Genomic DNA, 21,750 nt, shown 5'->3' with positions numbered 1-21,750 from the left:
CAACCCCGGGGAGGGGCCATGCGCCGACGCTGGCAGGACGGCGAGGGGACGCTGCGCGCGCCCGCCGGGGAGGCACCGCTGCGGATCGCCGCGTCGTACCGCGCCCGTACCCGCGGGCTGCTCGGCCGGGACGGCATCGAGGGCGCGCTGCTGCTGACGCCCGCGTCCAGCGTGCACACCGTGCGGATGCGGTTCGCGATCGATGTCGCCTATCTGGACCGGCGGTTGAAGGTACTGGCGGTACGGACGATGCCGCCGGGCAAGATCGGCCGTCCCCGGCTGCGGGCCCGGCACGTCCTGGAGGCGGAGGCGGGCGCGTTCGCGGCGTGGGGTGTGGTGCGGGGGGTACGGCTGGAGGCGGTCGTCCCGGCCCCGCCGGACCGCCCTGCCTGACGCGGCGCGGGGGAACGGGAAACGGGCCGGTTCGCAGGGGGGGAGAGCGAACCGGCCCGAGGGGGGGAGTTATACCGTACCGCGTCCGGGTGCTCCCTCAGCACGTTATGCGGCAGGTGGCGTGAAAGTGATCTCGACGCGTCGGTTCTGACTGCGGCCGCTTTCGATGGAATTGTCGGCGATCGGGTAGTCCTCGCCGTAGCCGCGGACCTGGAAGGTGTGGCCCGGATCGCCGTCGGCGGCCAGTTCCTGCGCCAGAACCGTGTAGACGGCATCCGCCCGCGCCTTGGAGAGCACGTCTCCGTGCTCGCTGCTGCCGAGGTTGTCCGTGAACCCGAAGACCCGGATGGGTGAGGTGACATGCCGTGTGTTGATGTCGCTCGCGATCGCCTGGATCCGCGAGGTCGCGGTCGGTGAGAGCTTCGCGCTGTCCTTGGTGAACAGCACCTCGGACTGGAGCGCGTAGGTGATCGTGGAGTTGGACGTCTCCTGCCGCTGCTCCGGCTGGCTCGCGGAGACCGTGCCCTGGTCGGTCACGGACACGATGTCGAGCACTTTGGGGGCCGCGAGGGTGGCGCCCTCCGGGAGCTTGAGGTTCGGCGAGGTCGGGTCGACGTTCACGGGTGGCGTGGGGGTGCTCTGCCCGGCCGACGGGGGCGGGTTGGTGTCGGCGACCGCGGTGCCGGCGCAGGTCACCGTGCCGGCGGCGAGGACGAGGACGAGCGCGGTCGCGGTGGCGACGGTCGTGGCGGTCCTGGCGGCGGCGGGCCTGGTGGGGCCGGTTCTGGTCGGGGCGGCGGTCGCGGTCATGGCGGCGGTCGTGGCCGGACCGACGGCTGTGGTCATGGCGGCGGCCCGTTTCACCTTGCCCATCCCTCTCTCACCCCTCCGAGATCTGGATCTTGGCCGGTGGCATGGTCGGCAGCTCGAACTCGACCTCGGTGGTGGCGGCGGGCGGGGCGGGGAACTGGGCGAAGAAGGAGCGGGTCTCCTGGGGCTGGATACCGACCAGACCCATGGTGCACAGGCACCGGCCGTCGGTGTCCCGCAGGACGTAGTAGCGCTTCTTGCCCGCCTCGTCGACGAGCACGGCTCCGGCGACGGAGGCGCCGGAAGCAGACAGGGCGATCTCGGTACCGCGCCAGCCGTTGGCGTTGAAGGTCTTGGAGCCGCCATTGGTGATCGCTCCCTGCACGGTGACGAACCCGTCGGCGTCCCGTACGGCCGAGTTGATCGCGACCTCCACCCCCTCCGGAGACTTCAACTGGGCCAGCACCTGGGTCGGCGTCGCGGACGGCGAGTCGTCGCCGGCACCGGCGTCGCCCTTGGCGGACGGGGTGGCCGATGCCGTCGCGGCCGTCGGCGGCTTGTCGTCCGCCTTCTTGCCACCGCCCCCGCCGCCGCAGCCCGCCAGCGTGATGACGGCGGCTGCGGCGAGTGTGGCCGCGGTCGTCGCTCTGCGCCCGTATCCCATCGTTCCCCGTTCCTTTGTTCCTCGGCCCGCCATCACTTGGTCAGATGCACGGAGTAGAAGGTCGACAGATCAAGTGTGAAGCCCGGCACCGACGGATCGATCGTCAGATCGCCGCCGTGACAGAGGAATTCGACGACATGGTGGTCATCCGCTCCGCCGTCGTCACCCGCATCACCTGTGCCGCCTGCGTCACCCGCGTCGTCCGTGCTGCTCGTACCCCCTGTGCCGGCCATGCTGTCGATGACACATCGAGGTGACACCACCGCCGTCGCCCGGGCCTCCGCGTGCCTGTTCTCGGTACCCTGGACGACCGACTTGCCCACTGTCCCCTTCGTCCGCACGGAAACGGTGTAACCGGGCGGCCCGTTCACCCGGTCGCACGTCAACCGCTCGGCGTCGTTCGCCTCCGCGTACGAGGCCGCGGCGCCACAGGGCCCGTAGTCGTCCGTGCCCCCGTCGGTGAGCAGCCGGCCGAGCGCGTCGAGGTCACCGCTGTTCAGCGCGGCGAGGAACGCGGACTTCGCCTCGTCGCGGTACTCCCGCGCGGCGGCGAGCGCCGCCGCGTCCGCCGCCGTCTGCGCGCTGTTGCGTGTGACGGCGGCCTGCCCGACCGCGAAGTACGCGAAAGCCAGGAACAACAGCGCGGTCATGGCGACGATGTAGATACCGATCGTCTGACCGCGGTCATCACCGCAGTGGATCAACTGCCGCCGGTGATCCTGGTGATGGCCCTCTGAATGCCCGTCATGATCGAGTCGCCGATGTCCGTCGTCCCCGCCAGCACCCCGATGATCACCGCGATCACCACCGCGATCCCGAGGTACTCGAACGACGTCTGCCCGCGGTCCGCGCCGGGAGAGCGCTTGGCGTCCCGCGCGGCCAGCGCGTCGACCAGCCGTTCCGTGCGGCCGCGGAGCCGGATCCCGGCGTCCACGCAGTGCCTGACTACCCACCTGTTCATGATTGTTCGCCCCATTCTCTGTCACCTGGCAGTTACGTACGGCGGCCGCGTGCGGCCCGTCGGGCACGGTGTCCAAGGCGCAGCACCGCCTCTCGCTGGTTGGTACGGGTACGCAGCGGGTCGGACTGGATTGCAGGTGCAAATATGGTTGCGATTGCAAAGGTACACCCGACGCCCTTGCCTCCGCATCCAGTTGAGCCGTACAAGGCTGAATCAAGGCCGTCCCCGTCGGCTCCGCCGCCCTGGTCAGCATGCCGCCTGATCACACTCCGTGTCACCGGAATCACCCATTTCCGAAGACATCGCCGAAGTTGATCTGCGAGCCCATGATCATGCCGGTGATCAACAGGATCATGGTGGCCGGGACCAGCAGCATGGTGATCACCCCGGTCGCCCGCGGGACCATCCGGGCCGCCCGGCGGCGGGCGTTCTGGGCCTCGGTGCGCCGCATGTCCGTGGCGATCTGGAGGAGGGTGCGGGCGATCGGGGCGCCCAGCTCCTCGCCCTGCTGGAGGGCCGTGACGAACTGCCCCACCTGCTCGCTGCGGTTGCGCTTGCGCAGCTGGTCGAAGGCGTCACGGCGGCTGACCCCGATGTCCATCTGCCGCAGCGCGACCCGGATCTCGTCCGACCAGGGGCCCTGGTACACGGCGTTGACCCGCTCCAGCGCCTGGCGGAAGCCCAGGCCCGCGCTGACCACGACCGCCAGCACGTCGAGGAAGTCCGGCAGGGTGCGCTCGATGTCGTCACGGCGGCGGCGCACGGCCAGCCAGATGCCGAGGTCCGCCCACCACCAGCCGTACGCGAGCAGCAGCAGCGCCAGGAACCAGCTGCCCCGGGTGAGCAGCAGCAGCGCCGCGAAGCCGCCGAGGCCGCCGTACACGGCCCGCCGGGCGGCGTAGCGCTCGACGGTGAGGCCGTGCGGATGGCCCGCGTGGTCGATCCTGGCCCGCATCTTCGCGATCCGGGCCGGCCCCATCATCCGCATCACCATCGGGGCCCAGCGGATGCCCAGCCGGTCGATGGCGTTGCCGGTACGGGTGGTGCGGGTGCGGCCCACTTCGAGGGCGAGCGCGAGGTCGTCCGGCAGCCGTACGTCCGCCCGCAGCAGTCCGACCGCGTACACCGCGCCGGCCACGCACACCGCGAGGCCCAGCGCGAGACCGAGTCCCATCAGGGTCATGTCGTGCCCCTCACACGTCGATCCGGGACATCCGGCGGATCAGCACGAAGCCGACCACGTACAGGCCCAGGGAGATCAGTACGCAGATCCGGCCGGTGGTCGAGCCGGTCATCGCGCTCAGCGAGCCCGGCATGATCCGGTCGAGCAGCAGCAGGGAGCCGATACCGATCACCGGGACGGCGTAGGCGGTGACGGTGACCTGGGACATCTGGGTACGGATCTCCCGGCGGGTCTCCTTGCGCTCCTCCAGGGTGACGGTGAGGTTGCGCAGGGAGTCCACCACGGAGCCGCCGGCCCGGCTGGACAGCACGAGGGTGGAGACCAGCACGATCAACTCCCGGCTGGGCAGCCGCTGCTGGAGTTCGCCCAGGGCGTCCTCGACGGAGTGGCCGAGGGCCATCGCGTCGGCGACCTGCCTCAACTCCTCGCCGGCGGGGGCCTCCAGTTCCTCCGCGGCCATGGAGACCGCGGTGCGCAGGGCCAGTCCGGCCTGGGTGGCGTTGGCCAGTACCCGGGCCAGTTCGGGGAGTTGGGCGATGAAGCGCTCGGTGCGCACCCGGCGCCGCCACTCCAGGAAGGAGAAGCCCGCCCATCCGGCGAGCAGCGCCGCGATCGGCCCGAAGAAGGGGGCGAGCACGAACGCCGCGGCGAGCCACGCCCCGGCGATCACCCCGATGACGGCCGCCGTGAACTGGCCGGGAGTGGCGTTCGTACCGGTGGCCGCGAGCCGTCCGGCCAGCCGCTGCCCCCACGCGTACTGCCGCACCCGGCCGTCGAGTCCGGCGAAGGCGACCCGCCGCGGGGCGGCGCCCGTCTCGCCCGCGAGCCGTTCGACCAGCGCGGCCCGGTCCGCCCGGCCGCCCCACCACGCGTGCAGGCCCCACACGCCGAGCGCCAGGGCGAGCGTCGCGGCGCCGAGGACGAGCAGCGGGTAGGGACCGGCGGCGAAGCCGGTACCGGCGGCAAGGTCGAGGCCCCGCCCCTGACCCAGCACGTGACCGAAGAGCACATGCCCCTGCCCCCGGTCGAGCACGACCACGGCCCCGCCGCCCGCTCCGGAGAAGCCCGTCACTTCGCCTCCCGGCTGTCGAGTTCCAGTTCGCTCGCGCCGACCCCGAAGGCGGCGGGCACCTGTTCGCCCGCCAGGTAGAGGCGTTCGCCGATCTCGCGCGGCACCGGCCGGTGCTCGTACCAGCCGCGCACGATGCGGTCCACGCCGAGGGGTTCTGCGCGGAAGCGGGTGGCTGAGGTGAGCCGGAAGACATCGCGGCCGTGCGAGGACAGTACGGCGATCTCGCCGATCCGGCGGGTGCCGTCGAGGTGCCGGTTGAGCTGGACGATCACATCGAGCGCGGAGTTGATCTGGTCGCGCAGCGCCTCGAACGGGATCTTGACCTCGCTCATCGAGGCCAGCGTCTGGAGCCGGAGCACCGCGTCCTCCGCGGAGTTGGCGTGCACGGTGGCCAGCGAGCCGTCGTGGCCGGTGGACATCGCCTGGAGCATGTCCAGGGTCTCCCCGCCGCGGACCTCGCCGACGATGATCCGGTCGGGCCGCATGCGCAGCGAGTTGCGAACCAGGTCGCGGATGGTGATCCGGCCCTCGCCCTCGACGTTGGGCGGGCGGGACTCCAGCCGGATCACATGCTCCTGCTGGAGCTGGAGTTCGGCGGCGTCCTCGACGGTGATGATCCGCTCGCCGTCGGGGATCAGCCCGGACAGCGCGTTGAGCAGCGTGGTCTTCCCCGAGCCCGTGCCGCCGCTGACGATGATGTTGCACTTCGCGCGGACGAACGACGACAGCAGGAGCAGCATGTGCTCGTCCAGCGTGCCGAGTTCGATGAGTTCCTGGAGGGTGTACGCGCGGGGGAAGCGGCGGATGGTGAGGATCGGGCCGGTCAGGGAGAGCGGCGGGATGATGACGTTGACCCGCTCGCCGGACGGCAGGCGGGCGTCGACCATCGGATTGGACTCGTCCACCCGGCGGTTGACGGTGGACACGATGCGCTCGATGGTCTGGAGCAGCTGGTCGGCCGAGGAGAAGCGCGCGGGCACCTGCTCGACCCGGCCGCCGCGTTCGACATAGATCCGGTCGGGGCCGTTGACCATGATCTCGGTGACCGTGGGGTCTTCCAGCAGCGGTTCGAGGATGCCGAGGCCCAGGGCCTCGTCCACCACCCGGCGTATCAGCGCGGCCCGTTCGGCGGTGGACAGCACCGGACCCTCGCGGCTGATGATGTGCCCGAGCACGCGTTCCAGCCGGGCCCTGCGCTCGGCCGCGGTGAGCGTGGACATCTCGGCGAGGTCGATCTCCTGGAGCAGCTTGGCCCGGTAGACGGCCACGAGGTGGCCTTCCTGGGTCTGCGGGGCGGCCTCTTCCACGGCGAGGCGGGCGCGGAGACTCACGGGGTCGTGTCCTCCTTCGGCATGGTCGCGGACCTGCGTACCGGATCGATGAGGCGCAGGCCGGGCAGTACGGAGGGGACCCGTACGGTGGCGGTCGCCTTCACGGTCCACTGGTCGTACTGGGGCCAGGTGATGTCCGGGTTCACCCAGCCGCTCACGGCGTTCACCCCGGCCCTGCGGCCGGCCTCCTCACCGCCGTCGGGAGCGGGCTGCGCGGCCGTACGGGCGGCGGTACGGGCGGCGGTGGCGGCCTGCGACCCGCAGTAGGCGGCTATGCCGAGCTGGATGCCCGCGAGGGCGATGAGCAGCAGGAACGGCAGCATGCCGAGGTATTCCAGGGACGCCACCCCCCGGTCCCGTGTCCCCCGGCGGCGCAGGTGGAGCCGTACGGCGGGCCTCACGGCGCGTCCGCCGTTCCGCGCTCGTCCACCGTGGCGGCGTGGCCGTGGACCGTGATCGGGAAGTCGATCGCGCCGGGGAAGAGGACGGGGACCTTGAGGCCGAGGGTGACCTCGATCTGGCCGCCGTCGGCAGGGCGGACGTCCGGGCCCGTCATGCCGGACGCCCACGCGCCCGGCAGATCGCTCCTCGCCGCCTCCGCCGCGCTGTCCCCCACCGCCGCCGCCCGGGCGGCCTGGTCGGCGGCGTTGCCCGCGAGGGTGAAGGTGTAACCGGCCAGCACCGCCTGCCAGACCAGGATCAGGGTGATGAGGATGACCGGTGTCATCCCGAGCGTCTCCAGCGTGACCTGGCCGCGGTCCCCGCGCATCCGCCGCTTGCCGCGCGCGGCGGGCAGGGTGGCGCCGGTGACCAGCCCCAACTCTCCCGCCAGCGCCCAGATCCCGGCCTTCACGGTGGAGCGGCTGTCGAGGTCCTGGAGCCGGCCCGCGTCGATGACCCCCTGGAGTTCCTTGAAGCCCGCCGGGACGACCGAGGCCGCGACCTTCGTGCCCGCGATCCTGCCGATCAGCGAGGGCTGGATCTCGCTGCCCCGGCTGTGTCGGTTGACGACGGCGGTGGTGTCCTGGGGTTTGCGGATCTGCAGCCGGTCCCACATGCGGACCATCCGCTTGGCCGCGCGTACGGCCACCACATCGGGGGTGGTGACCAGCACGGCGGTGTCCGCGGTCTCCACGGCGACCGCGTTGGCGCCGGTCATCTGGGTGCCGCAGTCCACCACGACGACCTCGTAGCGCTGCCGCAGTGCGGTGAGCACCAGCCGGGCCGCGCGGTCGGTGACGTCCTCACCGCGTTCGCCGTCGGCGGGCGCGAGCAGCAGCGCGGGGCCCGACTCGTGGACGTACATCGCGTCGTGCAGGACCCGCGAGGAGACGTCGGCGATGTCCGCGAGGTCGGCGATCGACCGGCGGAACTGCACATCGAGGTACGACGCGAGGTCGCCGCCCTGGAGGTCGAGGTCGACCAGCGCGGTGGAACGGCCCGACGCGTGTGCGGCAAGGGCGAGTTGGACGGCGATGACGGTCGTACCGACCCCGCCCTTGGCGCCCGCGACGGCCACCAGCGTGCCCCCGGCGACCGCCGGCAGCGCGGCCCGGCCCGGGCTCAGATGTCGGCGCACCCCGACCGCCCAGGACGCGGCGGCCTCCACCCGGGCGCCCAACTCCTCGTAGACCAGCGGCAGTCCGATGACGCCGCGGGCTCCGGAGTTCATCGCGGAGGCCAGCATCAGCGGGCTCGGGTCGGCGGTGAGCAGCACGACACCGACCGCGGGGAAGCGCAGGGCCACCTCGCGGATGACGTCGAGCGCGGGCATCGGCCCGATCCCGTCGTGCACGACGACGACCTCGGGCAGCTCCTCGATCCCGGCCTCGGCGGCCCGGGCGAGGGTGTCGAGCAGCGTGGTGGAGTCGCCGATCGCGGGGGCGGGTTCGGCCCCCGGCAGTTGTCCGAGCAGTCCGAGCAGCGCCCGCGCGGCGTCCGCGTCCCCGGTACCGGCCAGAATCCGTACGCTCACCGGTGCCCGCTTCCGGCCGCTGTGTCCCCGGCCAGGGTGTAGGTGCGGTCGCTGCCCGCGGGGGAGGTGGTGTCGCCGGGGGCGACCAGTGCCAGGCGCACATGGCGGGCGAACGACTCGGCGAAGGCGACGCGTTGGGCGTCCTGGGCGTCCAGCGCGAAGGTGATCGGCACGCCCTGTGCGGACAGCCGCTGGGCGTCGTCGCTCTTGTCGAAGGCCTTGATCTCGCCGACGTCGATGACCTGCGCGCCGGAGACGATGATCTGCGAGATGTCGGGGTCGGTGTCCTTCTTGCCCGCGAAGGTCGCGAAGATGTTCACCCGCGCGCCCGGGGTGATCTTGCCCGCGACACCGGTCTCCGCGTCGATCATGATGGCGATCTCCATCTGCCCGGCCTTGAGTTCGGGCCGGGCGGAGACCATGTCGGACTGGAGCAGCGAGCCCTTCTTCAGCGCCACGGCGGCGATCTTCCCCCGGAGGTCGCCGAGTTCACGTACGGCGGTGTCGGGCAGCCAGCGCCGGGGCACGGCTATGCGACGCACGTCGGAGGCGCTCAGCGCGGTGTACGCGGGGATGTCGGTGGACAGTTCGTACGCCGTGACCTTGGGTCCCACCTGCGAGCGCGCGTCGCTGACGACGGCGAGCACCCCGGCGAAGGCGGCCAGCGCGCAGAGCACGGAGACGACCAGGAGGACGACACCTCGGCGTTGACGTGAGTTCATGTGCGGGCGGACCTATCGCTTGTGGGGTTCGAGTTGGGGGCGGCGCGGTGTCTCGACCTCGCGTCCGGGCGGCGCGGCGGCGGCGTGCTTGGCCGGGGCCGCGCGCTCGCCGATCCGGGTGCCGCAGAACAGGCACTGGTCGCCGATGACTTCGAGTCCGCACCAGGTGCAGGTGTCCCGCCGTACCGAGGTGACGAGTTGGTAGAGCATGCCGACGTCCGCGATGTAGGCGGTGAACTCCACCAGGCGCGAAGTGCCCCACCAGTCGGCCGAGTCGGAGGGCAGCGGCACCTCGCGCACGTGCTGGGCGCGCCACGCGGCGGCGAGCGGGCCGGTGATCCAGCCGGGGTCGAGGCCCTTGCCCGCGACGGCGAGCTGTGTCTGGTAGCCGGGCCCGGGCGGCACGGTGTCCTGGTCGGCCTGGCCGAGATACGGCTCCGGGTGCGCGATCACCGCGAAGTGCCGTCCCGGCACGAGGGACTTGACGTGCGCGCCGACGCCGACCGGCACCCGGTCGAGCTTGGCGACCGAGCCGAGCAGCGCGCCGGAGTGCAGATAGTACGAGAGCAGCCGCGCGGCGCCGGCCAGTGTCCCGGGGCCCAGATCGGTGCCGGACAGCTGCCGAAGCTGCTCGCCGAGCAGGGTGCGGGCCAGCGGCGGCAGGGCGGTCGGCACGATGGCGATCCGGTCGGCCTCCAGCGCGGAGCGCACGGTGTGCATCCGGCGGCGGGCCGGATCGGTGGGGTCGGCGGGGGCCAGGGCCACCAGGTGGCCGTACGCGTCCAGCGCCGCCGATGTCCTCATCACCTGGTCCTCCAGGCTGAGCGCGAGATCGTCCGCGGTGACCGTGATGACACTCGGCATACGGAACCTCCCCTCTCCGCCCGGCGAACCCGGTCGACCTGGCCGATCGCGGTCGTCAGCTTATCGACGTGTAGCGGGCTGGGTGCGGAAAGTCGCGGATCGGAGACGGTGAACAGCGGGTGTCCACAGAGGTCTTGACAACCGGATTGGTCTGGACCAGTTTTCTCCCTGACGGGACTTCCCTGTGTGCATGTCATTTTGCCCGTCCGCAGCCGCCCTCGTCATCCGCACACCCACTACCCCCAACTCCTTGCCCCCAGGAGGCAGTCGTGGAACGTGCATCGCACGCTCAACAAGCGAGCCTTGCCCAGCGCAGGTCAACTCTTCGCCGCCGGTTCATCGCCGGTGTGAGCGCCGCCGCCGTCATCGGCTCAGGCGTCGCCCTCGTCTCCGTCGGCGACGCGAGCGCCGCGACCACCAACCTGATGGCCAACTCCGGCTTCGAGAGCGGCCTTTCCAACTGGTCGTGCACGGCGGGCAGCGGCGTGAACGTCTCCAGCCCGGTGCACTCCGGCTCCTCCGCGCTCAAGGCGACCCCGAGCAGCTCCGACACCGGCCAGTGCTCGCAGACCGTCAGCGTGCAGCCCAACTCGCAGTACACGCTGAGCGCGTACGTGCAGGGCAGCTACGTCTACATCGGCGCGACCGGCACCGGCGGCACCGACCCGTCCACCTGGACGCCGAGCGCCTCCTCGTACACGCAGCTGAGCGTCAACTTCACCACGGGCGCGAGCACCAAGTCGGTGACGATCTACACCCACGGCTGGTACGCGCAGCCCGCGTACTACGCGGACGACATCTCGCTGACGGGCCCGGGCGGCACCACGACCACCCCGCCCACCACCCCGCCCACCACCCCACCGACGACACCTCCGACGACGCCGCCCACCACTCCCCCCACCACCCCGCCGACCACACCGCCCACCACTCCCCCGACCAAGCCCCCGACGGGTGGCCTGCCCAAGCACGTGGTCACCGGCTACTGGCAGAACTTCAACAACGGCGCGACCGTCCAGACCATCGCGCAGGTGCAGAACCAGTACGACATCATCGCGGTGGCCTTCGCGGACGCCACCACCACGCCCGGCGCGGTCTCGTTCACCCTGGACCCGTCGCTCGGCTACAGCGTGGCGCAGTTCAAGGCCGACATCGCGGCCAAGCAGGCGGCGGGCAAGAAGGTGATCATCTCCGTCGGCGGCCAGAACGGCACCATCTCGGTCCGTGACTCCACCTCGGCCACCAACTTCGCCAACAGCGTCTGGTCGCTGATGCAGACCTACGGCTTCAACGGCGTCGACATCGACCTGGAGAACGGCATCGACTCGACGTACATGTCGCAGTCGCTGCGCAGCCTCAGCTCCAAGGCCGGCTCGGGGCTGATCATCACGATGGCCCCGCAGACCATCGACATGCTCTCGGCGGTCAGTGACTACCTCGCCACCGCGCTGAAGATCAAGGACATCCTGACCGTCGTCAACACCCAGTACTACAACAGCGGTTCGATGAACGGCTGCGACGGCGGCGTCTACAGCCAGGGCTCGGTGGACTTCATCACCACCCTGGCCTGCACCGCGATCCAGGCCGGGCTCGACCCGTCCCAGGTCGGCCTCGGCTTCCCCGCGTCCACCAGCGGGGCCGGCTCGGGCTACGTCGACCCGTCGGTCGTCAACAACGCGCTCGACTGCCTCGCCAAGGGCACGGGCTGCGGCAAGTTCCACCCCAGCACCACGTGGCCGACGATCCGCGGCGCGATGGCCTGGTCCACGAACTGGGACGCCAAGAACGGCAACGCCTGGTCCAACTCCGTGGGCGCCCACGTCCACGCGATGCCGTGACCCCGCACCCATGAGAACGCCGGGCGGTCCGCGTGACGCGGTCCGCCCGGCGTCCGTGTCCCGGGGGGCCTCAGCCGAGGACGGCCAGCGCGTCGATCTCCACCAGCAGCCCGGCCGGCAGCCCCACGTACACCGTGGTCCGCGCGGCCGGTGCCTGCGTCAGCCCGGCGAAGTACGCGTTGTAGATCTCGTTCAGCTCGGCGAAGTGGCCCGTGTCGGTGAGATAGACGCGCACCATCACCACGTCCTCCCAGCTCGCCCCGCCCGCTTCGAGGACCGCCCGCACATTGCCGAGCGTGGCCAGCGTCTGCTCGCGCAGGCCGGGCCCGGCGGGCGTCGGCGGCTCCCCCTCGACGGCGGGCAGGAAGCCGACCTGACCGGCGACCTGGAGGATGTTCCCCTTCCGCACGCCGTGCGAGAACTTCGCGGGCGGCACGGTGTGCGTGGGCGGGGTGATCGCGACCTTGCTCAGACGCGTCGGGTCGGTGGCGGGCTGCTCGCTCATGCGGAGGTGTCCTCGTTCGTGGAGTGCGGCGGTACGGGGGCAGATACGGCGGCGGTGACCGGAGCCGCGCCGGACAACTCGGCGCTGACCGCCTCCGCCGTACGGAGCACCAGCGGCCGCAGCCGCAGCAACTCCTCGGCGGTGACGACGACATTGGGCGCGGAGATCGACATGGCCGCGCACACCCGGCCGTCGGGACCCCGCAGCGGGGCCGCGACGCAGTTGATGGACTCCTCGTGACCGCCGAGGTCCGTGGCCCAGCCCTGCTCGCGCACCCGGGCCAGCTCGGCGAGGTACGCGGCCGCGTCCGGGATCGATCTGGCGGTGTACCGCGGATAGTCCAGACCCTCCGCGACCGCCCGCCGCTCCGGCTCCGGAAGGTCGGCGAGCAGCAGTTTGGCGACGGCGGCCACCGTGATGGCCACCGGGCGGCCGATCCGGGAGTACATCCGGACCGGGTAGCGGCTCTCGACCTTGTCGATGTACACAACCTCGCCCTGCTCGTACACCGCCAGATGGACGGTGTGGCCGGTCCGTTCATTGAGCGCGGCCAGATGCGGGTGGGCGATACCGCTGATGTCGAGGGTCTCGATGGCCTGCTGGGCGAGGGCGAACAGCCGGGTGCCGAGCCGGTAGCGCTGGTCCCGCTGACGGTAGACCAGGCCGTGTTCGTGCAGGGTGCGCAGCAGCCGCAGCGCGGTGGACTTGTGGACGTCGAGCCGGGTGGCGACCTGTTCGAGGCCGGCCGGGCCCTCGGCGAGCAGCGGCAGGATGCTCAGCGCGCGGTCGACGGTCTGGCTCACGGTGCCTCCTCTTCCCCAGGCCCGGGAGCAGCCACCGGTCGCGTACCGGTCCAGCCGGGGCCCAGCCGCAGTCTCCCCCACGCCGTGTCGTCGAGTGCGGCGAGGGCGTCGGCGTGCGCGCGGCCGGGCGGTACGGCGAGGTCGCCGGGCACGGTGAGCGCGGCGGCCGCCAGCAGATGGCCGTGCCGCAGCCGGTCCCGTACCGGCAGCCCGCGCAGGGTCGCGGACAGATATCCGGCGGCGAAGGCGTCGCCCGCGCCGACGTGCGCGACCACGTCGACGGCCGGGGCGGGTACGTGCAGCCGCTCGCCCCCGGTGAAGACCGTCGCTCCCGCGGCGCCCTGCTTGACCACGAGGGTCTCGGGTTCGGGCAGCACGGCCCGGATCGCGTCGGCGTCCGGCAGGCCCCAGGCGGCCTCAGCCTCGTCCTCGCCGACGAACACCAGGTCGCAGCCACGGGCGAGTTCGATCAGCAGCCCCGGGTCGGCGCCGCGCCACAGCGCGGGGCGGTGATTGACGTCGAAGGAGACCACCGGACGGCCGGGCTCGCGGTGGGTGAGCCGGCCCATCAGGGCCCGGCAGGTCGCGGACAGCGCGCCCGTGATGCCGGTCAGATGCAGCATCCGGCCCGACCAGGCGTCGTCCCTGCGGACCAGCGCGGGCGAGAGCGCGGAGGCGGCCGAGCCCTTGCGGTAGTAGACGACCTCGGCCTTCTCCGAGTGCGGCACGAGCGTGGTGGCGCGCTCGCCGGCCGTACGGAAGTACACGCCGGTCGGCCGGTGCGGGTCGCGCTGGACGGCGCCGACATCGACGCCGGCCGCGGCGATCGTCTCGACCAGGTGGTCGCCGAAGCCGTCGGCGCCGACCCGGCTGATCCACCGCACGCTGTGCCCGGCGCGGGCGAGCGTGCACGCCACATTGGACTCGGCGCCGCCGATCTCCCGGTGGAAGTCGGGCACGTCGGCGAGCCGCCCGGGGCGCGACGGCACGAAGGTGACCATGGACTCGCCCAGACAGACGAGATCGACACTGGCTTCCAAGGGGGTACGTACCTTCCGCCGTTGACCTGGCTGCACGCAGGATGTTAGACAGCTCGAAGCATCATACGCAATGAACGTTGCATATGATGCAACGCGGGCGACACTTTCGGGAGGCCGGACTTCATGGACATCGACACACGGCGGGTGGCCGCGCTGGACGAGGAGCGGGCCGACCACCGCTTCAAGGGGCTGCCGCCCGACGCGGCGGGCCTCACCTTCGGCGAACTGGCCGCCGAGCGCCGCAGCCTCTTCGACGGCGGCTTCACCACGCCCGTCCTCACGCTCTCGGAGGAAGCCCTCGACCACAATCTGGCGATCCTCGAGCACTACACCGCGGAACACGGCCTCGCGTTCGCCCCGCACGGCAAGACCTCCATGGCCCCGCAGCTCTTCGCCCGCCAACTCGCCCACGGCGCCTGGGGGATCACCCTCGCCGTCCCCCACCAGGTGCGGGTGGCACGGGCGTTCGGGGTCCGCCGGATCTTCCTCGCGAACGAGGTCGTGGACGCGGCGGCACTGCGCTGGCTCGGCGCCGAACTGGACGCCGACCCTTCCTTCGAGCTGATCACCTACGTGGACTCCGTACGCGGGGTCGAGCTGATGGACGCGGCGCTGTCCGCCGCGAACGTACGCCGTCAACTCTCCGTCGTCGTCGAACTCGGCGGCGGCGCGGGGGCCCGTACGGGGGTCCGCACCGAGACGGAGTGCGACGCCGTGGCCGACGCGGTGGCAGCGGCGCCGACTCTGCGGCTGGTCGGCGTCGCGGGCTACGAGGGCGAGGTGCCGTCGGCCGATCCGGCGCGGGTCCAGGCGTATCTGCGCCGACTGGTGGCGCTGGCGGCCTCCTTCGACGCGGCCGGGCGGTTCGCGGGCGTGTCCGAGATCGTGGTGAGCGCGGGCGGTTCCGCGTGGTTCGACGCGGTGGCGGCGACCTTCGCGGAGATCCCGGCACTGTCGGCGCCCGTACTCAAGCTGCTGCGGTCGGGGGCGTACGTCACGCACGACGACGACCACTACCGGCGGATCACGCCGTTCAACCGCGTCCCGGCGGAAGGCGCGCTCCAAGCCGCCTTCCGACTGTGGGCCCAGGTCGTCTCCCGCCCCGAGCCCGGCCAGGCGTTCGTGAACGCGGGCAAGCGCGACGCGCCCTACGACCTGGGCCTCCCCCGGGTGACAGCGATCCGCTCCGCCCGCGACGGCTCGCTGCGCCCACCTCCCCCCGAGATGACGGTCACCGCCCTGTCCGACCAGCACGGCTGGCTGTCCCTCCCCCCGACGGACACCCTGGAGGTCGGCGACTGGGTCGCCTTCGGCGTGTCCCACCCCTGCACCACGTTCGACAAATGGCAAAGCCTCCCGGTCACCCGCAATGACGGCAAGGTCACCTCCTACGTCCGCACCTTCTTCTGACCACCCCGCGACCGTTCGCCGCCAACCGGGCCGGAGGGGACGGGGAGGAGGTGTCCCCGCAGAACTGCGAACGCAACACCGGCGGAAAGCAAGCAACGATGCGTGCACGTTCGCAGTTCGTGGGGGCACCTCCCAGCGGTAGCTGGGGGAGAGTCACCTCCGGACTGGCCCCGGAACCACCCACCGGTTGCACCCGCAGACGGAAACGCACTCGCACGGGCGAGCGAAGCGAGATGGGGGTACCCCCAGGCGAAGCTCTGGGGGAGGGCGGAAAAACAAACCCAGACGCACCCGCAGCCGGGCGCCCGGCACAGCACAGACGGAGCCGACCCGTAAGGAAAATGCCCCCATGGACATGGTGATCCGCGGCGCCACCGTCGTGGACGGAACCGGCACCACCCCCTACCCGGCCGACGTAACCCTCCACGCCGGCCGAATCGCCGGGATCCACCGGAGGGACACCGCCACGATCCACCGGAGGGACGCCACCGGCACCAGCAGCGACAAAGCCGCGAGCAAGCTCGCGGCGCACCGAACCCTGAACGCCCACGGCCTCACCCTCTCCCCCGGCTTCATCGACATGCACGCCCACAGCGACCTCGCCCTCCTCAAGGACCCCTCCCACGAGGCCAAGGCCGCCCAGGGCGTCACCCTGGAAGTGCTGGGCCAGGACGGCCTGTCCTACGCCCCCACCGACGACCGCGTACTCCCCCAGCTCCGCACCCAGATCGCCGGCTGGAACGGCACGGGCGACGACGCCGACTTCACCTGGCGCAGCGTGGGCGAGTATCTGGACCGCCTGGACGAGGGAATCGCCGTCAACGCCGCCTATCTCGTCCCCCAGGGCTCGGTCCGGGCGCTGGTCATGGGCTGGGAGGACCGCGCGCCCACGGCCGCCGAGCTGGCCAGGATGAAGCAGCTGGTCGCCGAGGGCCTGGAGCAGGGCGCCGTGGGGATGTCCTCGGGGCTGACCTACACCCCCGGGATGTACGCCTCGGACGCCGAGCTGACCGAGCTGTGCCGCGTGGTGGCGGAGTACGGCGGCTACTACTGCCCCCACCACCGGTCGTACGGCGCCGGCGCCCTTGAGGCGTACGAGGAGATGATCGCCCTCACCCGGGAAGCGGGCTGCGCGCTCCACCTCGCGCACGCCACGATGAACTTCGGCGTCAACAAGGGCCGCGCCCCCGAGCTGCTGGCCCTGCTGGACCGGGCGCTGGCGGCGGGCGCCGACATCACGCTGGACACCTATCCGTACACCCCGGGTGCTACGACGCTGGTCGCGCTGCTGCCCAGCTGGGCGGCCGAGGGCGGGCCGGAGCGGACGCTCGCGCGGCTGCGGGACGACACCACGGCCGAGCGCGTCCGGTACGCGCTGGAGGTCGAGGGGTCCGACGGCTGCCACGGTGTGCCGATGGACTGGTCGACCATCGAGATCTCGGGGGTGGGCGACAGGGCCCTGGCCGCGTACGTCGGCGCCCGGATCGACGGCTGGCCGACGGCCCGCCGTCTGCTGCTCGCGGACGGCCTCGGTACGTCGATCCTCCAGCACGTGGGCGACGAGGAGAACGTCCGTACGGTGATGCGCCACCGCACCCACACCGCCGGTTCCGACGGCATCCTGCACGGCGACAAGCCGCATCCGCGGGCGTACGGCACCTTCCCGGAGTATCTGGGGCGCTATGTCCGGGAGTTGGGGGTGCTCTCGCTGGAGGAGTGCGTCGCCCGGCTGACCGGCCGGCCCGCCGCCCGGCTGCGGCTGCCCGACCGGGGGCTGATCCGTGAGGGCTACCGCGCCGACCTGGTGCTCTTCGACGCGGACACGGTCGCGGCGGGTGCCACCTTCGACCGCCCGCGTACCCTGCCGACCGGCATTCCGCATGTCCTGATCAACGGCCGCTTCGTCGTCGAGGACGGCCGTCGGACGGGTGAACTGGCGGGCCGCTCGGTGCGCCGTACCCCGCGCCGGGGGCCCGTACGGCCGGGTGGGAGCGGGCCCGCGGCGCCGGGCACGTGGTGAAAAACACCGCGCGGGGGCCGTTACATAGCCGTAAGGTGACCGGCATGCAGGTGATCCAGTCCACGAAACTTGCCAATGTCTGCTACGACATCCGGGGCCCGGTGCTCGAAGAGGCCATGCGGCTGCAGGCGGCGGGTCACCGCATCCTGGAGCTGAACACCGGGAATCCGGCGCCGTTCGGATTCGAGTGTCCGCCGGAGATTCTGGAGGACATGCTCAGGTCGCTGGGAACGGCGCACGGGTATGTGAACTCCAAGGGCATTCTGCCCGCGCGCCGCGCGGTGATGCAGTACTACCAGACCAAGGGCATCGACCTCGATGTCGAGGACATCTACCTCGGCAACGGCGTGTCCGAGCTGATCCAGATGTCCATGACGGCGCTGCTCGACGACGGCGACGAGGTGCTCGTCCCCGCGCCGGACTACCCGCTGTGGACCGCGGCCGTGTCGCTGGCGGGCGGCACCGCGGTGCACTACCGCTGCGACGAGCAGGCCGACTGGTATCCCGACCTCGCCGACATCGAGCGCAAGGTCACCGACCGCACCAAGGCCATCGTCCTGATCAACCCGAACAACCCGACGGGCGCGGTCTACGACGACGAGCTGCTGCGCGGCTTCGCGGACATCGCCCGCAGGCACCGGCTGATGGTCTGCGCCGACGAGATCTACGACAAGATCCTCTACGACGACGCGACGCACACGCCCTTCGCCTCCATCGCCCCCGATCTGCTCACCCTCACCTTCAACGGTCTGTCGAAGGCGTACCGGATCGCGGGCTACCGCAGCGGCTGGCTCGCGGTGTGCGGGCCGAAGGAGCACGCGAACAGCTATATCGAGGGCCTGACCATCCTGGCGAACATGCGGCTGTGCGCGAATGTGCCGGCCCAGCACGCCATCGCCACCGCGCTCGGCGGCCGCCAGTCGATCAAGGACCTGGTGCTGCCCGGTGGCCGGCTGACCGAGCAGCGCGACGCCGCGTACGAGGCGCTGAGCGCGATCCCCGGTGTGACCTGCGTGAAGCCGCGCGGGGCGCTGTACGCGTTCCCCCGGCTCGACCCGAAGGTCTACAAGATCAAGGACGACCAGCAGATGGTGCTCGACCTGCTGCGGGCCGAGCGGATCCTGGTGGTGCAGGGCACGGGCTTCAACTGGCCGGAGCCGGACCACTTCCGTCTGGTGACCCTGCCGGCCAAGGAGGACCTGACCGACGCGGTCACCAGGATCGGTACCTTCCTGGACGGCTACAGCCAGCCGTAACCGCCGTGGGAAAAGCGCCGGGCGGGCTCCGCGGAGCCCGCCCGGCGCTTTCGTGTCCGCGGCCCCGCTCAGCCCAGCCGCGTGACGAGCGCCTTGTACTCGTCCCACAGCTCGTGCGGCGCGTGCTCGCCGAACATCTCCAGGTGCGGCGGGATGAGCGCCGCCTCCTCGCGCCAGACCGCGCGGTCGACCGACAGCAGCAGATCCAGGTCGGCCGCGGAGATGTCGAGCCCGTCGGTGTCGAGGTCCGTCGCCGACGGAAGGATGCCGATCGGGGTCTCGACGCCGCCGGCCTGCCCGTTGAGCCGCTCGACGATCCACTTGAGCACCCGGCTGTTCTCGCCGAACCCGGGCCACACGAACCGGCCGCCCGCGTCCTTGCGGAACCAGTTCACGTAGTAGATCCTCGGCAGCTTCGCCGGGTCGTGGGCCTTGCCGAGCGCGACCCAGTGACCGAAGTAGTCGCCCATGTTGTAGCCGCAGAACGGCAGCATCGCGAACGGGTCGCGGCGCAGCTCGCCCACCTTGCCCTCGGCGGCGGCGGTCTTCTCGCTGGCCACGTTCGCGCCGAGGAAGACGCCGTGCTGCCAGTCGAAGGACTCGGTGACCAGCGGTACGGCCGAGGCGCGGCGCCCGCCGAAGAGGATCGCCGAGATCGGTACGCCCTTGGGGTCCTCCCACTCCGGCGCGATGATCGGGCACTGGCCGGCGGGCACGGTGAAGCGGGCGTTGGGGTGGGCGGCCGGGGTGTCGCTGTCGGGCGTCCAGTCGTTGCCCTTCCAGTCGACGAGGTGGGCCGGGGGCTCCTTGGTCATGCCCTCCCACCACACGTCGCCGTCGTCGGTGAGGGCGACGTTGGTGAAGACGGAGTTGGCGTACATCGCCTTCATCGCGTTGGCGTTGGTGTCCTCGCCGGTGCCGGGGGCGACGCCGAAGAAGCCGGCCTCGGGGTTGATGGCGTAGAGCCGGCCGTCCTCGCCGAAGCGCATCCAGGCGATGTCGTCGCCGATGGTCTCCACCGTCCAGCCGGAGATGGTCGGCTCCAGCATGGCGAGGTTGGTCTTGCCGCACGCGGAGGGGAACGCGGCCGCGATGTACTTGACGGCGTCGGCCCCGCCGCGCGGCGGCGTCAGCTTGAGGATCAGCATGTGCTCGGCGAGCCAGCCCTCGTCACGGGCCATGACCGAGGCGATCCGCAGGGCGTAGCACTTCTTGCCGAGCAGCGCGTTGCCGCCGTAGCCGGAGCCGTAGGACCAGATCTCGCGGTCCTCGGGGAAGTGCGAGATGTACTTGGTGGTGTTGCACGGCCACGGGACGTCCGCCCGGCCCTCGGCGAGGGGGGCGCCGACGGTGTGCACGGCCTTGACGAAGGCGCCGTCGGAGCCCAGCTCGTCGAGTACGGCGCTGCCCATCCGGGTCATCGTGCGCATCGAGACGGCGACGTACGCGGAGTCGGTGATCTCCACGCCCATCGCGGACAGCGGCGAGCCGAGCGGGCCCATGCAGAACGGGACCACGTACATCGTCCGGCCGCGCATCGAGCCGCGGAAGAGGCCGCCCTGCCCCGCCGTGCCGCTGAAGATCTCCCGCATCTCGGCGGGGGCCTTCCAGTGGTTGGTCGGTCCGGCGTCGGCCTCGCGCTGCGAGCAGATGAACGTACGGTCCTCGACGCGCGCCACGTCGGAGGGGTCCGAGGCCGCGTAGTACGAGTTCGGGCGCAGGGTCGGGTCGAGTTTGGTGAAGGTGCCCTTGGCGACGAGTTCCTCGGCGAGGCGGTGGTACTCCTCCTCCGAGCCGTCGCACCACACGATGTCGTCGGGCTGCGTGAGTTCGGCGATCTCGCCGACCCAGGTGATCAGTTGCTGGTGATTGGTGGGAGCCGCAATGCCGCGCGCCACGATCGCTCCGTCCCGCCGGATCCGCACAGACCGGCGTCACATGGTGAGGGTTGGGTGCCTGATCCGCAGAACAGGCTCTCGGCCCCTTGGGGGCTGCGACCCGGACGCGTTCGTGGAGTGCTCATCCGGTGCCGACCGCACTCATATGAGTGTGAGCCCCATCAAATGATTCTGTCCAGGGCGCAACGGGTGAGAGTCGCCACTCGCCGAGGCCCGGTCTTACTTACAGGTAACCTACGGTTGCGTAGGTAAGATTGACGACATGACCGCCGTGGACAAGACTGCCGAGGTGTCCGCAAACGTCGACGGAGTCGACCTGTCACAGCCCGTAAAACCCAAGCTCAGAGGGTGGTTGCACGCCGGAATGTTCCCGGCTGCGCTGATTTCGGGTGTCGTTTTGACCGCCTTCGCGCAGAGCACGAGGGGGCGTATCGCCTGCGCGGTTTTCACCCTGACGGCCTGCGCACTGTTCGGGGTGAGCGCGCTCTACCACCGCGGAAACTGGGGTCCACGGGCCTCCGCGATTTTGCGACGACTTGACCATGCGAACATCTTCCTGATCATCGCGGGCACCTACACACCGCTGGCGATCCTGCTGCTGCCCGGCTCGACCTCGGAGCTGCTGCTGTGGCTGGTGTGGGCCGGCGCGCTGGCCGGAATCGCCTTCCGGGTCTTCTGGGTGAGCGCGCCGCGCTGGCTCTACACGCCGTGCTACATCGCGCTCGGCTGGGTCGCGGTCTTCTTCCTGCCGGACTTCCTGCGGACCGGCGGGGTGGCGGTGATCGTCTGCGTGATCACCGGCGGCCTGCTGTACAGCGCGGGCGCGGCGATCTACGGCTTCAAGCGGCCGAATCCGTCGCCGCGCTGGTTCGGCTTCCACGAGGTCTTCCACTCGCTGACGCTGGCCGCGTTCATCGTCCACTACGTCGGGATCTCCCTGGTGGCCTACCAGCACGCCTGACCCGCGTCCCCCGCCTTCGCGAGCCCCGCCGTCCCCCTCCCGGGACG

At 71.2% G+C, this 21,750-nt stretch carries 21 protein-coding genes; 6 read left to right on the top strand and 15 right to left on the bottom strand.

What is annotated here, in order from left to right; all coding sequences use genetic code 11:
- The first annotated feature begins 18 nt into the window (after nucleotides 1–18).
- Nucleotides 19–393, top strand: coding sequence for a DUF192 domain-containing protein (locus tag OHA30_RS23275; RefSeq protein ID WP_328915804.1), 375 nt, complete (start codon nucleotides 19–21; stop codon nucleotides 391–393).
- 105 nt (nucleotides 394–498) lie between these two features.
- Here OHA30_RS23275 and OHA30_RS23270 read toward each other — a convergent pair whose 3' ends face one another.
- From OHA30_RS23270 to OHA30_RS23220, 11 genes are all read right to left on the bottom strand, one after another.
- Nucleotides 499–1,203 carry an OmpA family protein gene (locus OHA30_RS23270; RefSeq protein WP_405786064.1) on the bottom strand — a complete coding sequence of 235 codons (705 nt, stop codon included), beginning with the start codon at nucleotides 1,201–1,203 and terminating at the stop codon, nucleotides 499–501.
- 70 nt (nucleotides 1,204–1,273) lie between these two features.
- Nucleotides 1,274–1,867, bottom strand: a complete 594-nt coding sequence (locus tag OHA30_RS23265) for a hypothetical protein (protein ID WP_328915802.1) — start codon at nucleotides 1,865–1,867, stop codon at nucleotides 1,274–1,276.
- Between the two features lie 32 nt (nucleotides 1,868–1,899).
- Nucleotides 1,900–2,571 (bottom strand): pilus assembly protein TadG-related protein, encoded by a 672-nt coding sequence (locus OHA30_RS23260; protein WP_328915801.1) that lies wholly within the window; start codon nucleotides 2,569–2,571, stop codon nucleotides 1,900–1,902.
- Complete coding sequence (locus OHA30_RS23255; RefSeq protein ID WP_328915800.1) at nucleotides 2,568–2,828, bottom strand: hypothetical protein; 261 nt, start codon at nucleotides 2,826–2,828, stop codon at nucleotides 2,568–2,570. Before OHA30_RS23255 ends, OHA30_RS23260 begins: the two co-directional genes overlap by 4 nt.
- Before the next feature lie 283 nt (nucleotides 2,829–3,111).
- Nucleotides 3,112–4,002 carry a DUF5936 domain-containing protein gene (locus OHA30_RS23250; RefSeq protein ID WP_328917959.1) on the bottom strand — a complete coding sequence of 297 codons (891 nt, stop codon included), beginning with the start codon at nucleotides 4,000–4,002 and terminating at the stop codon, nucleotides 3,112–3,114.
- A gap of 19 nt (nucleotides 4,003–4,021) precedes the next feature.
- Nucleotides 4,022–4,939, bottom strand: a complete 918-nt coding sequence (locus tag OHA30_RS23245; RefSeq protein WP_405786065.1) for a type II secretion system F family protein — start codon at nucleotides 4,937–4,939, stop codon at nucleotides 4,022–4,024.
- Between the two features lie 140 nt (nucleotides 4,940–5,079).
- On the bottom strand, nucleotides 5,080–6,414 hold the full coding sequence (locus OHA30_RS23240) for a CpaF family protein (protein ID WP_328915799.1): 1,335 nt from the start codon (nucleotides 6,412–6,414) through the stop codon (nucleotides 5,080–5,082).
- A complete protein-coding gene (locus tag OHA30_RS23235) occupies nucleotides 6,411–6,761 on the bottom strand; it encodes a TadE/TadG family type IV pilus assembly protein (RefSeq protein ID WP_328915798.1) in 351 nt (116 codons plus the stop codon). The genes OHA30_RS23240 and OHA30_RS23235 overlap by 4 nt, the downstream gene beginning before the upstream one ends.
- Nucleotides 6,762–6,811: 50 nt before the next feature.
- The gene (locus OHA30_RS23230) at nucleotides 6,812–8,389 is read right to left on the bottom strand and encodes an AAA family ATPase (RefSeq protein WP_328915797.1); all 1,578 of its coding nucleotides are present in this window, start codon (nucleotides 8,387–8,389) and stop codon (nucleotides 6,812–6,814) included.
- Nucleotides 8,386–9,111: a Flp pilus assembly protein CpaB gene (gene cpaB, locus OHA30_RS23225; RefSeq protein WP_328915796.1), complete on the bottom strand. Its 726-nt coding sequence runs from the start codon at nucleotides 9,109–9,111 to the stop codon at nucleotides 8,386–8,388. The genes OHA30_RS23230 and cpaB overlap by 4 nt, the downstream gene beginning before the upstream one ends.
- Nucleotides 9,112–9,123: 12 nt before the next feature.
- On the bottom strand, nucleotides 9,124–9,975 hold the full coding sequence (locus OHA30_RS23220) for a hypothetical protein (RefSeq protein ID WP_328915795.1): 852 nt from the start codon (nucleotides 9,973–9,975) through the stop codon (nucleotides 9,124–9,126).
- Nucleotides 9,976–10,322: 347 nt separating this feature from the next.
- On the opposite strand from OHA30_RS23220, the gene OHA30_RS23215 reads away from it, so the two are divergent.
- Nucleotides 10,323–11,810 (top strand): chitinase, encoded by a 1,488-nt coding sequence (locus tag OHA30_RS23215; RefSeq protein ID WP_328915794.1) that lies wholly within the window; start codon nucleotides 10,323–10,325, stop codon nucleotides 11,808–11,810.
- Nucleotides 11,811–11,880: 70 nt separating this feature from the next.
- Here OHA30_RS23215 and OHA30_RS23210 read toward each other — a convergent pair whose 3' ends face one another.
- Genes OHA30_RS23210 through OHA30_RS23200 form a run of 3 tightly spaced genes read right to left on the bottom strand, consistent with a single transcriptional unit; the run spans nucleotide 11,881 to nucleotide 14,158 of the window.
- Nucleotides 11,881–12,315 carry a RidA family protein gene (locus tag OHA30_RS23210; protein ID WP_328915793.1) on the bottom strand — a complete coding sequence of 145 codons (435 nt, stop codon included), beginning with the start codon at nucleotides 12,313–12,315 and terminating at the stop codon, nucleotides 11,881–11,883.
- Nucleotides 12,312–13,118 carry an IclR family transcriptional regulator gene (locus OHA30_RS23205; RefSeq protein ID WP_328915792.1) on the bottom strand — a complete coding sequence of 269 codons (807 nt, stop codon included), beginning with the start codon at nucleotides 13,116–13,118 and terminating at the stop codon, nucleotides 12,312–12,314. The genes OHA30_RS23210 and OHA30_RS23205 overlap by 4 nt, the downstream gene beginning before the upstream one ends.
- Nucleotides 13,115–14,158, bottom strand: coding sequence for a sugar kinase (locus OHA30_RS23200; RefSeq protein ID WP_328915791.1), 1,044 nt, complete (start codon nucleotides 14,156–14,158; stop codon nucleotides 13,115–13,117). Before OHA30_RS23200 ends, OHA30_RS23205 begins: the two co-directional genes overlap by 4 nt.
- Nucleotides 14,159–14,281: 123 nt before the next feature.
- Between OHA30_RS23200 and OHA30_RS23195 the strand changes: the two genes are divergently transcribed.
- From OHA30_RS23195 to OHA30_RS23185, 3 genes are all read left to right on the top strand, one after another.
- Nucleotides 14,282–15,568: an alanine racemase gene (locus tag OHA30_RS23195; RefSeq protein WP_328915790.1), complete on the top strand. Its 1,287-nt coding sequence runs from the start codon at nucleotides 14,282–14,284 to the stop codon at nucleotides 15,566–15,568.
- 349 nt (nucleotides 15,569–15,917) lie between these two features.
- The gene (locus tag OHA30_RS23190; RefSeq protein ID WP_328915789.1) at nucleotides 15,918–17,588 is read left to right on the top strand and encodes an N-acyl-D-amino-acid deacylase family protein; all 1,671 of its coding nucleotides are present in this window, start codon (nucleotides 15,918–15,920) and stop codon (nucleotides 17,586–17,588) included.
- Between the two features lie 44 nt (nucleotides 17,589–17,632).
- Nucleotides 17,633–18,844, top strand: a complete 1,212-nt coding sequence (locus OHA30_RS23185; RefSeq protein ID WP_328915788.1) for a pyridoxal phosphate-dependent aminotransferase — start codon at nucleotides 17,633–17,635, stop codon at nucleotides 18,842–18,844.
- 68 nt (nucleotides 18,845–18,912) lie between these two features.
- On the opposite strand, the gene OHA30_RS23180 is transcribed toward OHA30_RS23185, so the two are convergent.
- The gene (locus OHA30_RS23180; protein WP_328915787.1) at nucleotides 18,913–20,742 is read right to left on the bottom strand and encodes a phosphoenolpyruvate carboxykinase (GTP); all 1,830 of its coding nucleotides are present in this window, start codon (nucleotides 20,740–20,742) and stop codon (nucleotides 18,913–18,915) included.
- A 262-nt stretch (nucleotides 20,743–21,004) separates the two neighbouring features.
- Here OHA30_RS23180 and trhA point away from each other — a divergent pair, with 262 nt between their 5' ends.
- Nucleotides 21,005–21,703 carry a PAQR family membrane homeostasis protein TrhA gene (gene trhA, locus OHA30_RS23175; protein ID WP_328915786.1) on the top strand — a complete coding sequence of 233 codons (699 nt, stop codon included), beginning with the start codon at nucleotides 21,005–21,007 and terminating at the stop codon, nucleotides 21,701–21,703.
- The last annotated feature ends 47 nt before the right edge of the window (nucleotides 21,704–21,750 follow it).

This window comes from Streptomyces sp. NBC_00223, from assembly GCF_036199905.1.
Taxonomy (GTDB): domain Bacteria; phylum Actinomycetota; class Actinomycetes; order Streptomycetales; family Streptomycetaceae; genus Actinacidiphila.
The sequence above is the reverse complement of the archived record's forward strand: the minus strand, read 5'-3'. Positions and strand labels throughout refer to the sequence as shown.